The 12,595-nt window shown below is 37.7% G+C and carries 11 protein-coding genes; 6 read left to right on the top strand and 5 right to left on the bottom strand.

Annotated features, from left to right (window positions below; translation table 11 throughout):
* The first annotated feature begins 13 nt into the window (after positions 1–13).
* The 4 genes from ACJVDK_RS07550 to ACJVDK_RS07535 all read left to right on the top strand — a co-directional run bounded on the left by ACJVDK_RS07550 (position 14) and on the right by ACJVDK_RS07535 (position 3,136).
* Positions 14–1,183 carry a trans-sulfuration enzyme family protein gene (locus ACJVDK_RS07550; RefSeq protein ID WP_443939668.1) on the top strand — a complete coding sequence of 390 codons (1,170 nt, stop codon included), beginning with the start codon at positions 14–16 and terminating at the stop codon, positions 1,181–1,183.
* A 140-nt stretch (positions 1,184–1,323) separates the two neighbouring features.
* Positions 1,324–1,977: a DNA alkylation repair protein gene (locus ACJVDK_RS07545; protein WP_443939667.1), complete on the top strand. Its 654-nt coding sequence runs from the start codon at positions 1,324–1,326 to the stop codon at positions 1,975–1,977.
* A gap of 94 nt (positions 1,978–2,071) precedes the next feature.
* Positions 2,072–2,794 (top strand): pirin family protein, encoded by a 723-nt coding sequence (locus ACJVDK_RS07540; RefSeq protein WP_443939666.1) that lies wholly within the window; start codon positions 2,072–2,074, stop codon positions 2,792–2,794.
* Positions 2,795–2,830: 36 nt separating this feature from the next.
* A complete protein-coding gene (locus ACJVDK_RS07535; protein WP_443939665.1) occupies positions 2,831–3,136 on the top strand; it encodes a hypothetical protein in 306 nt (101 codons plus the stop codon).
* A 54-nt stretch (positions 3,137–3,190) separates the two neighbouring features.
* On the opposite strand, the gene ACJVDK_RS07530 is transcribed toward ACJVDK_RS07535, so the two are convergent.
* The 5 genes from ACJVDK_RS07530 to tgt form a co-directional block, all read right to left on the bottom strand.
* Positions 3,191–3,475, bottom strand: coding sequence for a hypothetical protein (locus tag ACJVDK_RS07530; RefSeq protein ID WP_443939664.1), 285 nt, complete (start codon positions 3,473–3,475; stop codon positions 3,191–3,193).
* A gap of 2 nt (positions 3,476–3,477) precedes the next feature.
* Positions 3,478–6,273 carry a TolB family protein gene (locus ACJVDK_RS07525; RefSeq protein ID WP_443939663.1) on the bottom strand — a complete coding sequence of 932 codons (2,796 nt, stop codon included), beginning with the start codon at positions 6,271–6,273 and terminating at the stop codon, positions 3,478–3,480.
* A 1,278-nt stretch (positions 6,274–7,551) separates the two neighbouring features.
* Positions 7,552–8,430: a DMT family transporter gene (locus ACJVDK_RS07520; RefSeq protein ID WP_443939662.1), complete on the bottom strand. Its 879-nt coding sequence runs from the start codon at positions 8,428–8,430 to the stop codon at positions 7,552–7,554.
* On the bottom strand, positions 8,431–9,534 hold the full coding sequence (locus ACJVDK_RS07515) for an LptF/LptG family permease (RefSeq protein WP_443939661.1): 1,104 nt from the start codon (positions 9,532–9,534) through the stop codon (positions 8,431–8,433).
* Position 9,535: 1 nt separating this feature from the next.
* Positions 9,536–10,666: a tRNA guanosine(34) transglycosylase Tgt gene (gene tgt, locus ACJVDK_RS07510; protein WP_443939660.1), complete on the bottom strand. Its 1,131-nt coding sequence runs from the start codon at positions 10,664–10,666 to the stop codon at positions 9,536–9,538.
* Positions 10,667–10,798: 132 nt separating this feature from the next.
* On the opposite strand from tgt, the gene ACJVDK_RS07505 reads away from it, so the two are divergent.
* Both ACJVDK_RS07505 and rsmG read left to right on the top strand, forming a co-directional pair.
* On the top strand, positions 10,799–11,926 hold the full coding sequence (locus tag ACJVDK_RS07505) for a glycosyltransferase (RefSeq protein ID WP_443939659.1): 1,128 nt from the start codon (positions 10,799–10,801) through the stop codon (positions 11,924–11,926).
* Between the two features lie 26 nt (positions 11,927–11,952).
* A complete protein-coding gene (rsmG, locus tag ACJVDK_RS07500) occupies positions 11,953–12,588 on the top strand; it encodes a 16S rRNA (guanine(527)-N(7))-methyltransferase RsmG (RefSeq protein ID WP_443939658.1) in 636 nt (211 codons plus the stop codon).
* Positions 12,589–12,595: the final 7 nt, after the last annotated feature.

Below are 12,595 nucleotides of genomic sequence, written 5' to 3'. Positions count from 1 at the left end.
ACGCGTTAAGAATATGAAATCAGAAAATTTTGAAACCATTGCGATTCGTACCCAAACGGAACGTAGTTTACATAAAGAACACTCTTCACCCATTTATTTAACATCGAGTTATAAATTTGACGATGCGGAAGAGATGCGTGCCCTTTTTGCAAATGAAAAAGAAGGCAATGTGTACAGTCGTTATTCGAATCCGAATACCTCCGAGTTTATTGAAAAAATGGCACTTTTAGAAGGTGCTGAACACGGATTTGCAACCTCAACGGGCATGGCGGCTATTTTCACCACCTTTGGTGCCTTTTTAAAAAGCGGCGACCATGTGTTGTCTAGTCGTTCGGTTTTTGGCTCTACGCACCAGTTATTGAGCGTGGTTTTTGCGAAATGGGGAATTACCTATTCGTACGCTGATTTAGATAAACCTGAAGAATGGGAAGCTTTAATTCAGCCAAACACAAAAATTATTTTTGTGGAAACCCCTTCTAATCCAGGAATTGATATCATCGATTTAGAATTTTTGGCTTCGCTTTCTAAAAAACATGAGAAATTATTGGTGGTAGATAATTGTTTCGCGACACCTTATTTACAACAGCCGATTAAACTGGGAGCTGATATTTCGATACACTCGGCCACCAAATACATCGACGGACAAGGAAGAGCATTAGGCGGAATTATTTTAGGGACAAAAGCACATATTACCGAGATTGAAGGTTTTGCGCGTCACAGTGGACCGTCTTTATCGCCTTTTAATGCTTGGATTTTATCGAAAAGCTTGGAAACCTTAGCCCTTCGTATGGACCGTCATTGCGAAAATGCATTGAAAGTAGCGGAATATTTGGAAAAACATCCAAAAATTAAATTGGTAAAATACCCTTTCTTGAAATCACATCCGCAATATGCGATTGCTAAAAAGCAGATGAAACAAGGTGGCGGAATTGTAACCATTGTGGTGAAAGACGGTATTGAAGGAGCGCGTAAATTTATGGACGGATTGAAAATGTTCTCTATTTCAGCAAACTTGGCCGATACCCGTTCCATTGCCACGCATCCAGCAACGAGTACGCATAGCAAGTTGACCGAAGAACAAAGAAATGAAGTGGGAATAGAGCAAGGTTCTATTCGTCTTTCTATCGGTTTAGAACATATTGACGATATTTTAGCCGATATACAACAAGCTTTACAAGATTAAGATGCTTAAGCCTCGAAGAGATGAGGAATCGCAAATGACCATGCTCCCAAAAAAGTTTGATGCTTTTTGGGAGCATTTTTTTTGTAATCACGACCTATTTCCTCGTTGAATTAATGCGATAAAGACGTTATATTAGAGTTATGAATGATATTGATTTTATTTTAAGTGAATTAAAATCTTTGGCCGAGCCTGGGTTTGATGTTAAAATGGCCCATTTTGGTATTGATACTTCCATGGCGTATGGAGTTCGTGTACCCAAAATTCGGGCATTGGCAAAAAGAATTGGTAAAAATCAAGAGTTATCCCTAGCTCTTTGGGAAACGAATGTTCATGAAGCAAAACTATTGGCTTGTTTTATCGGCGACTATAAGCAGGTTCGTTTGGAACAATTTGATAACTGGGTAGGAAGTTTTTATTCTTGGGATATATGTGATCAAGCTTGTGCGAATTTGTTTGTTAAAACGCCTTATTTTAAGGATAAAGTGCTGGTTTATTCCGTGGCAGAGCCTGAATTTGTTAAGCGTGCCGGTTTTGTGTTGATGGCTTCGGCAGCTGTTCATCTTAAAAAAGAACCTGACGAACTTTTTTTGTGGTTTCTGCCCATTATCGAACGTGAAGCAAGCGATTCGAGAAATTTCGTGAAAAAAGCAGTAAACTGGGCACTTCGTCAAATCGGAAAGCGAAACGAGTTCTTACGCGAACGAGCCATTCAAACAGCCAATAACATTCTCGAACAAAAAAATAAAAAAGCAAACTGGGTTGCTTTAAATGCGCTGAGAGAATTGAATCGATGATGCATGTACCTATTGACAATCACTTCTTATCCTACATCAATGTTTTGTATGTTGGCATGGTTTAAATTTGTGTCATAAACAAGAAAGGAAAATTATGTCACAGTTCATTTTGCATCAGGCAAACACCCGCGGTCATGCCAATCATGGTTGGTTAAATGCACATCATTCATTCAGTTTCGCGAATTATTACAATCCGGAAAGAATGCATTTTGGGGTTCTTAGAGTATTAAATGATGACATTATTGATGGTGGAATGGGTTTTGGAGCGCATCCACACGATAACATGGAAATTATTACCATTCCCTTAACTGGTGCCATTGCGCACAAAGATAGCATGGGGAATTCGGCAGTAGTTACAGCAGGCGAAATACAAGTGATGAGTGCCGGAACCGGAGTAAGTCATAGTGAGTTTAATGCACAAGCGGATGAAAAGTTAAATCTGCTTCAAATTTGGCTTTTTCCAAATAAAAAGAATGTTACGCCACGTTACGATCAACAGGTTTTGGATGTTGCTGCCTATCGCAATAACTTTCAACAGGTGTTGTCGCCAAATGCCGATGATGAAGGTGTTTGGATTCACCAAGATGCTTGGTTTTCATTAGGTCAGTTTGATGCTGGATTTGAAAGTACTTATTCGATTAAGAGAACTGGAAACGGCGTATATGCCTTTGTTATTAAAGGAACGGTTGAAATTGAAGGCCAGAAATTAACTGAAAGAGATGGGCTAGGGGTTTGGGATACTAATCAACTTACTTTTAAAGCAATTTCTCAAGACGCGGAAGTGCTGCTTATGGATGTTCCAATGGAATTAAACTAGTTTTTTGCTGAAAAGCTCATTTCAATACGGTAAAAGATGCTCATAACAATCCTCTACATCGGTCGCGATACCGAAATAACCAAGGTGATGAATCGCTTGCTGAATGCACAGGCAGACTGGAAAGGTTTGTGTGTTTGTTCGGATGAGGAAGCAATCGCGGAATGTGAAAAGCAACTCATCGACCTCGTTTTACTTGGGAATGGAATAGATGAAGGGTGTGAAAAGGCATTACGAGCTAAAATAATCGCTTTACAGCCAAGAATTAAGATTTTGCAGCATTACGGAGGGGGAAGTGGTTTGCTTTATGGAGAAGTGATGGGAGCGATGTCTAATTTGACGTAATGACTGGAGAGTTAAAAAAATGCCTTGATTTTTTTCAAGGCATTTTTTTTGGATTTAACTGATGTAGTCTCGGTCTTCATCGCTTAATTCGTTTCGGTTACCCGATTGCATGTTTTTTTCAATTTCGCTGTCGTAACTACTGCTTACTGGTTTTTTTGGTCTGCCAGCCATGAAGCCTAAAATAAAACCAACCAGTACACACACGCCAATAACCACCAATTTAGGGATAAGCACATTGGTTACTACGATAAAGTTGAAGGGAACTTCATCGGTATTTAGAAACAAGAAAACAGTTAGTAAAATTGTTAAGATGATGATAAAAATGGTTTTTCCACTCATGGTTAAAAGCTATAATTAAAAGAAAACTCGAATATCGGATTTTGATTGTAAATTTTATTAACAAAAACTACGCGCGCCCCAACATCAACTACCGGAAGATAGCGCAATAGATTTAAACTGCTATTGACTTCAAAGCCGTAAGTTTTGGGTTCTGTAAAATTGGTGTTTATCCCAATGTTTTCGTAATGGCAAAAAAGTCCGCCTCTAAAATTTCGGATATAAGCAATCGAACCAAGCTCCCAATCAGGAAAAGCAAAAGGAAAACGATAGTTGAACAAAAGTGTGTTTTGTAATTTATTTTTTGCCAAAATAGTGTTGTACCCATAAACCGTTGGAATTTCAATGGAGTATTGATTTACACCGGTCGCTTTTTGATAGTTGTAGCTTGCCAAAAAGGAATGATTCTTGGCAATCCCGGGAAAATAGAAAAAGCTTTCGAGTGCCAAAATTTCTCCGCCTAAATTTTTGTCAAAAGGTTGATGATTGTAACTGGCTCTAAAAATTTGGCTCCATCGCGGTGCAATGTCACGTTCGGTCATTCGCACGCTATGGTTAAAAGTGAAGCTGTATTCAAGCGGAAATTTTAATGTGGTGATGAAGTTGCTTGGCATATTTTCAGTAGCATAGCGTTGCGTAAAACTAGTGGCAGCATTGAGGGCAAATGAATAGTTTTGGTTGCGTGCTGAAAACGAAAACGGGAGCGATGCATTTAACTTGATGAAGTTCTCTCTCCAATCTCCTTGCTGAACGGTGTTTTTAGAGCGGTAGAACGTTCTTTTAGGTCTGTTGCGATAAAGTACACTCAGAACCGGATATAAGGCTTTATAATTGATGTCAGCGGTATATTCGAAGCGTTTCAAATCGCGGTGGTATTTTGCACCGGTATACACGCTCATGGTGTTTAATAAATTATTCGATTGCAATTCCAGTCCATAGGTGTATTCGTCATCGATAACAGGAACCACGCTATGAAAATTGAAGAGGTTCCAGCCTTGCTTGTATGGTTTTGATTCAAATTTTTCTTGCGGGATATTGGTGAAAACACTCCCTACATTTTCTTGCTGTTCCGCTGCCTTCGTGAAATCCACAAACGTGTTCGTTTCAACGGCGTGTTCCTGAAAATCCATTTCCGCTATTTCCATTCCGTTTAGTTGGTATTGATTGAAAGTGATTTTACCATCGGTACTTGGCGAGGCATGAAAGGCGCCGTATTTGGCTGCACTTAGCTGCATGATTTTCTTGGTGGTCGTATCCACATCGTACAGGTTATCAATTCCGTTAAACTGTGCATTGAAAACAATTTTATCATTCCTGAAAAAAGGTCTGCTGAGTTGTTGACGATTATCGCTAATCAGCGTGCGGGTATTGTGGTGGTCTAGGTGGACGACTTTAAGATTTTTTCCGTTTTCGTTTACCGCGATAAAAGCGATTTGATTTCCCGCTTGGTTAAAAGATGGGGTTTGTAAAATGTCGTTGTTTGGATTTTCAATCGTTCTTAATTTCTTCCCGGTGGCGGCATCTAAAATGACTAAATTAAACCGGTTGCTTAGGTCAACCTGTGCCGCGACAATTTTTTTTCCATCGGCCGATAGGCTAGGAGAGAAGAGTCTGCTTCGGGTGCTTAATCGTTTGAATTTTTTAGTGCTAAAATTATAGCTACAAATAATGCTGTAGCTCCGTTGCTTGTATCGTGGATCGTTTCTAATTTCGTCCCAAACAAGGAGGTTGCTTTGGTAGCTAAACCAAGGGTATTCTTGGTAGCCAATTCCGAATAAACGTTCTTCACTTTTATCGTTTTTAATCAAACAAAAATAACGTGCTTCGGCCTTGCTTTCTTTGAGCGCGAGTACTTCGTTTTCATTTATCCGAACCGGTAGAAAATAGTTTGTGGCGTAGCGCGTTTTTTCATTCAGCGAAGGGTAGTTTTCGGATTTATTTTTTTGATTTTGTTCTTCCCATTTTTCAGTTACTTTTTGTTGCGTGGCAAGAAAATATTGACGCGTATTTTTGTCTGTAATCTTTTTTAAACTTCGAGAAAAAGGATACAATCTAATGGGCCTTTTTTTGATGTCGGTCAATAGACTATCGGAAACGAACTGACCATAATTTTCACGCATGTTTGCAGACATCAAAAAACCGGTTTGATAGTAGCCAGGTGTGACATCTTTGTTTGATCCCAAATATGCTTTGCTGTACGAAAATTTTCTGCCCTCTAAAACTGAAGTACGAAAAGGCATAATCCAATTGGGTTGTCTACCTCTACCCGAAAAAGTAAGCGCTGTCTCAGTCACGACTGCGTCGCCCTCGAAAAACCAAGTCGGGACCGCGGCGCCTATATAAGCGAAGTACACCAACTCGGGGAATGGCTTTTTCTGGTTGTATGTCAATTTGTCAAACTGTGCAACGTGGCGAAGTTCGTGAACAGCGAGGTTGTTCAGCCAGTCCTGGCTGTCGAAAAACTGAGGTGGCGTACTGAAGAACTCTGACTTCTTTGGGCCGAGCTGAACAAAGCCATTTGCGATACTTCCTTGGTTCTGTAAGAGGAGGGGGATGCAGGTGTTTTTATCCCTTAGACTTAGTCCAACTTTGGGATAGATGTAGGGTAGGGTGTTGGCCATTCTTTGGGCTTCTTTTTCCATCTCCTTTGGATAAATCAATTTAAACCCTCCTGAAGAAATGTAGTTCCATTTTACACTAAGTGGGTTTTGAGCATTGCTGAAAATTTGCCCAAAACTTGATAGTGAAATTAAACTTAATGTATATGTTGTTAATGTACTGATAATTAATCTTTTATTCATTATCATTTTTGTTTGTCTAATTGTTTGCTAAAATTTTTAGTTTTTTATTTTTTTTAGTTGATATTTATTTTGAATTTTTAATTTAGTTTATAGTTGTTAACTTATTGATTTTTAATTAAATATTTGTGATTGATATATTTCCTATTTCTAACCGATTATGTGTTTTGTTTGTGTTTGTTTAGGAGAATTAAGGCTGAAAATGACTCGTTTTTTGTTTTCTAAAATAAAGGCTTTAATGTACACTATTTAATCGGTTTTTAGCGAAAATTTTTGCCTCATTTTTTAAATCTGTATGTGAAATTGCTGCTGTGATAATTCTATTTAATGCGAAATTTCTGTTCTCTTTTTTTTAAAATATACTCCGTTTTGCTGAAATTTTTTCTTCCTTCGGCTAAGTTTTGAAAGTTTTTTATGAAATTTTTCCTTGAAAAATCGATTGAATTTTATGTCCAATTTGCTGTTTTTAGCGTCTTTTTTTAACAAGAAATTCAGGGATGTTGAACCTGTTTTGTATACAAAAAATTGTCTTCGAAGCTAATTTCTTGAAGAATTGCTGCGCGCTATAAAATCAGTATTATGACTTTTTGTCTTGTTTTTGGGGCCTGGTTTTTTGCAGTGAAGAGTTGTGAAGTGAGAGAAGTTGAGTTGTTTTTCGGTGGGTTTTCTTTTCTTTTTGCTTGGTTCATTCGTCTAGGTGGAAAGGAAATTTGGCACACGTAGTCCTGAAAATCAAGAGATTATTAAGGATTTTTGGAGTGAATTTCTAGCAAAAAAGCGCTTTATGTTTCGGTTTTTTGTATAAATTTTGACTTAAAACCACGCAAAATTTGCCCTTCTAATGCAATTTCCTTGCAATATTGACTGAAATTTGCAATCTCATGTGGTTTTAAGTGTAATAACTGTATTTTATATTATTTTACTGATTTTCAGTTATTTATATTTTGTTTTGTAGCTGTTTGATTCTTTTTAGCTCAGAGACAAATTTTCGTTTATAGGGCTTGAATAAACATACTTTTAGCTAAGTTTTAGACCTTCGTTGCTGAATAAATTAAGGCTTTATAGCTTGCTTTTGTATGTGTTTTTTTCGAACTTATAATGTGCAGGTATGTGGGTTTTTTGAATGGCTTTTTACTTCGGTTTTAGCGTTGAAATGAGTGCGTTTGATTAGGTGTTTAGAGGGGGTATTGGGTTGTTTAGATCGTTAAATTTTTGTGCTGTTTCTTTGCTTCAATTTGAGAGATTATTGTGGGTTGGAGTAAAAAAAAAATCACCTAATTTTTATAGGTGATTTTTTCTTTTTTTATAGATTGGATAGAGAAAGACGGACGCCAAAATGATGGCGGCTCCCCCATAAAATCCGCTGGTCATTTGTTCTTTATTTTGAAAGAAAATATACGCCAATATAATACCATAAACGGGTTCAAGATTGGTCACCAAAGCTACACGAAATGCGGATAAAGTTCGCATGACAGATACGCCTGCAACATAGGCAAGCGATGTGCAAAAAGTTCCTAAGATGACGATGTAAATCCAGTCGTTTGGACTTAAGTTAAAGGGGGTGTTTAGTAAGCTTCCATCGTATAATCGGTAAAGGGTTATCCAAAAGAATCCACCAATTAATTCGTAAAATCCGATAATAGATGGTTCACTTTTTTGTACCAACGTAGAGTTTATAGTTGAGAATAAACTAGAGGCCACAGCTGCTAATAACCCAAAGATAATGCCCGTTGTATATTGCCCTTCAAATTTAAAGATTAAGTAAATTCCGAAGATGATTAGGAGGCCCACAAGGATATCGCCGAGATGAATTTTTTGCTTCTTTATGAGTGGTTCTAAGATGGCGGTAAACAACGTAAAAGAAGATAAGCAAACTAGTGCAACAGATACTGTTGAAACTTTAATAGCGTGAAAGAAAAAGATCCAATGGATGGCTACAATTGCGCCTGTAAGAAAGAATTGGTAGAATTGCTTTTTAGTAATTTTTAAATTCTTTTTAGTAAGCAGAAACCAGGCTAATAAGGTGCTGGTTGCAACTAAAACGCGGTACCAAACCATTGGAACCGCGTCGATTGAAATTACTTTTCCAAGTACTCCGGTAAAGCCCCAGATAAATACTGTAAAATGTAATATGAGTAGATTTTTTTTTGTGTTATCCATTTATTTAGGAGCTCTTCTAAGTAGGTAAAAACCAAGTAATCCGAAGAAAATAGTTGGAATCATCACGGAAATAAGTGGCGGAAAACCACCTTTCGTCGAGAACATCTGTGCAAATTGATTGAACACAATGTATGCAAAGCTGATGATGATTCCGATACCTAGCGAAGCGCCAATTCCACCGCGTACCTTGCGCGAGGATAGGGCTACGCCTATTAACGTTAAGATGTAAGCTGACAAAGGATGTAAATACCGTTTTAAGCGTTCATATTCGAGGTCGTTGATGATACCAGTTCCGCGGATTTTTTCCTTTTTGATTTTCTCTGATAGCTCTTTTGTCCCGAGGTTTTGTACCACGTTATCGTAGGCGGAAAAATCGTTCGGACGCATATCAAGAATCGTGTCTTTGGGAGTGGTATTCCCATAAATCATGGTTTCTTTTAGACCGTTTATTTTTCGAATAGAGTAGTTGGTTAATTGCCATTTGCGTTTTACAGGATCCCATCGAATGTTGTCTGCAACAATCTTTTTCGTTAAGATATCACCATCGAAATTGTCTAATGTAAAGCGATATCCCGAATTGGTTTTGTTGTCAAAACTTTGAATATAGATATACGTTTTGCTATCCAATTTCATGTGGATATTCTCTTTTGTGGAGGGGTCGTTTCGTTTTACATATTTATTTTCGAAGGTATTTTTTAGCGTATTTGTATAGGGTAAAATGTATAAGTTCGAAATTAAATTGGCCGAAAAAATAACCGATGCGGAAATAAAATATGGAAGTAAAAAACGATTAAAGCTTACTCTACCACTTAAAATTGGAACAATTTCGGTTTGGTCGGCCATTTTTGCTGTGAAGAAAATTACCGCTATAAAATTGATTAATGGCGATAACATATTCACATAAAAGGGAATGGATCCCGCATAATACTGCGAAAAAACTCCCCATAAACTGAGTCCGCTTTTCATGAAATCGTCCATCTTTTCAGATAAATCGAAAATGACAATAATGACCACAAATATAGCCAGGGTATACACAAATGTGCCCAAGTATTTGCCGATAATAAAGCGGTCAATAATTTTTAACCTTCCCTTTAATATGTTCATTTTAAAGCTTGTTTCCGAGTATTTTGACCATTTTGTTTTTCCATTCATAAAACTCGCCGGCAATAATTTTTTCACGCGCTTGTTTCACTAACCATAGGTAGAAATGAAGGTTGTGCAGTGTCGCTATTTGCGCGCCTAACATCTCTTTACTGTGTACCAAGTGGCGTAAATAAGCTTTTGACGTTACCTGATCAACGTGTAAATCACTTTCTGCATCTAATGGCGAGAAATCGTTTTCCCACTTTTTGTTTCGGATGTTAATAATACCATTACGGGTAAATAACATGCCGTTTCTGGCATTACGTGTAGGCATCACGCAATCAAACATATCCACGCCAAGCGCAATGTTTTCCAATATGTTGATTGGCGTACCAACTCCCATTAAATAACGCGGTTTTTCGTACGGTAATATATCGCATACAATTTCGGTCATGGCATACATCTCTTCAGCTGGTTCGCCTACTGATAAACCGCCAATCGCATTCCCTTCGCGCCCCATGCTAGCAATGAATTCTGCCGATTTTATCCTTAAATCTTTATAAACAGATCCTTGAACAATCGGAAAAAGTGTTTGGTCGAAGCCGTATTTTGGCTCTGTGTTATCAAAATGTGTACAGCAGCGCTTTAACCAGCGATGCGTCATTTGGATAGATTTTGCAGCATAGGTGTAATCGCAAGGGTAGGGCGTACATTCGTCAAACGCCATGATGATGTCGGCACCAATGGTTCGTTGAATATCCATGGCGTATTCCGGCGTAAATAAATGTTTTGAGCCATCGATATGCGAATGAAAGGTAACACCTTCCTCTTTTATTTTGCGTACTTTGCTTAGCGAATACACCTGATAACCACCGCTATCGGTTAAAATTGGGCGGTCCCAACCAATAAATTTATGTAAGCCACCTGCCGATTCAAGGGTTTCTAAGCCCGGTCTAAGATAAAGGTGGTACGTGTTTCCTAAAATAATTTGGGCTTCAATATCTTGCTTAAGCTCTCGTTGGTGAACCGCTTTTACGGTTCCTGCAGTACCTACAGGCATAAAAATAGGGGTTTGTATCTCCCCGTGAGCAGTGGTAACGGTTCCAGCGCGGGCTTTTGAAAGCGGATCTTTAGCTTGTAAACTAAAATTCATATGGTAATTTATTGGGTAAAATTTGGACAAAAATAACAAAAATTGAGGGCATAATTTTGTTTAATTTTTTATCAACAAAAAAGTGTTTTACAGATTAAAAATCAGAAATTTGCGCCTATTTATTTAATTACCGTGATTGTATCTCTACTTGAAATTTCTGCGCTTTCTTTTTTAGGCTTTTGCCTATTGGTGCAACTATATTATGTCTTATTTGTTCATTTAAGGTTAGCCAATGCAAAGGTAGAGGAGGTTCCAGCTACAGCATTAAAACCGTTAAGTGTTATTGTTTGCGCCCGTAATGAGATTAAAAATCTAAAAGAATATTTGCCAGTTTTATTAAATCAAAACTATCCAAACTATGAAGTGGTTGTGGTAAACGATAGAAGTTGGGACGGTACAGGCGATTTTTTGGAGCATTTTGCCAAAAAACACAGTAATTTAAAAGTAGTTACCGTTCCCGATAATGATAAATTTATTGCTGGGAAAAAATTTGCGGCCACCATGGGCATTAAAGCCGCTAAATACGATTGGTTGGTTTTTACCGATGCTGATTGTACACCAGCTTCTGAAAATTGGCTTTTGTGTATGCAACAGCCAGAAGACGAAGCCGAGGAAATTGTATTGGGTTATTCACCTTATATGCGCAAAAAAGGCCTGCTAAATGCACTCATCCGTTTTGAAACTTTTTTTACCGCGGTAAATTATCTTTCTTTTGCGTTAAAGGGTATGCCTTATATGGGAGTGGGCAGGAATATGGCGTACAAAAAATCGCTATTCTTTAAAAATAAGGGTTTTGCATCGCATATTCATATCCCATCTGGGGATGATGATTTATTTGTAAATGCGCATGCCACTTCAAACAATACAACCATTCGCATACATCCTGATAGCCATGTATGGAGTGAGCCAAACACGACTTGGGGCGGTTATTTACGTCAGAAAAAACGCCATTTTGGAGCAGGTAAGCTGTATAAAGCAAAACATCAATTTATTCTGAGCGTGCAGGTAATATTTCAGTTTTTGTTTTATGTTGCATGGATAGGGTGCATGTTCTTACGTACGGATGCGCGATACATAGCTGGAGGAATTTTTGCTTTGAGCATTTTTGTACGCGTTTTGGTTTACCCGAAGCTTTTAAAACGATTAAATTGTGGTGGATTACGTTGGTGGTTCCCAATATTAGATATACTTTTGTTTTTGTTTTTAACTTTGAACGGCTTTCTAGCCATGTTTGGAAGGAAAAAAACGAGATGGAAATAACATTCACCGTTTTATAAATATGTACTATGCCTGAGGTTAAACCCGATATTATTTTTAATTATTTTCCTGATTTGACCGAAAAACAGCGCGATCAGTTTTCGCAATTGTTTGATTTGTATAATTTTTGGAATTCGCAAATTAACGTTGTTTCAAGGAAAGATATTGAGGAATTATACGAGCGCCATGTTTTACACTCTTTGGGGATTGCCAAAATTTGCAGCTTTAAACCCGGAGAAAGTGTATTGGATGTTGGCACCGGAGGTGGATTTCCAGGTATTCCGTTGGCTATTTTATTTCCCGAAACTAACTTTTACTTGGTAGATTCAATTGGAAAAAAGATTAAAGTGGTTAAGGAGGTTGCTTCTGCTTTGGGATTGGAAAATTTACGCGCAGCACATTCACGTGCTGAACAAATTAACGAAAAGTTTAATTTCGTGATTTCAAGGGCTGTTACCCGTTTAGGGGAATTTTATCCTTGGGTAAAGGGTAAGTTTAAAAAAGAATCGATAAATGCCATACCAAACGGCATTTTATACCTGAAAGGTGGTGATTTAACCGAAGAAATTAAAGAATCGAAGTTAGAAGCAGAATTGTATCCGCTTGCTGATTTTTTTAAAGAAGATTTTTTTGAAACAAAATACGTGGTTTACGTACCACAATAAATTAAAA

The organism is Pedobacter paludisoli (genome assembly GCF_052344095.1).
Classification (GTDB): Bacteria; Bacteroidota; Bacteroidia; order Sphingobacteriales; family Sphingobacteriaceae; genus Pedobacter.
This window is presented reverse-complemented; position numbering and strand designations above follow the sequence as displayed.

Excerpts from the sequence above, each read along its gene's own strand:
- ACJVDK_RS07535 (WP_443939665.1), top strand. The coding sequence starts at position 2,831 with ATGCTCATAACAATCCTCTACATCGGTCGCGATACCGAAATAACCAAG.
- ACJVDK_RS07550 (WP_443939668.1), top strand. The coding sequence starts at position 14 with ATGAAATCAGAAAATTTTGAAACCATTGCGATTCGTACCCAAACGGAA.
- ACJVDK_RS07520 (WP_443939662.1), bottom strand. The coding sequence starts at position 8,430 with ATGGATAACACAAAAAAAAATCTACTCATATTACATTTTACAGTATTT.
- ACJVDK_RS07545 (WP_443939667.1), top strand. The coding sequence starts at position 1,324 with ATGAATGATATTGATTTTATTTTAAGTGAATTAAAATCTTTGGCCGAG.
- ACJVDK_RS07530 (WP_443939664.1), bottom strand. The coding sequence starts at position 3,475 with ATGAGTGGAAAAACCATTTTTATCATCATCTTAACAATTTTACTAACT.
- rsmG (WP_443939658.1), top strand. The coding sequence starts at position 11,953 with ATGCCTGAGGTTAAACCCGATATTATTTTTAATTATTTTCCTGATTTG.
- ACJVDK_RS07525 (WP_443939663.1), bottom strand. The coding sequence starts at position 6,273 with ATGAATAAAAGATTAATTATCAGTACATTAACAACATATACATTAAGT.
- ACJVDK_RS07515 (WP_443939661.1), bottom strand. The coding sequence starts at position 9,534 with ATGAACATATTAAAGGGAAGGTTAAAAATTATTGACCGCTTTATTATC.
- tgt (WP_443939660.1), bottom strand. The coding sequence starts at position 10,666 with ATGAATTTTAGTTTACAAGCTAAAGATCCGCTTTCAAAAGCCCGCGCT.
- ACJVDK_RS07540 (WP_443939666.1), top strand. The coding sequence starts at position 2,072 with ATGTCACAGTTCATTTTGCATCAGGCAAACACCCGCGGTCATGCCAAT.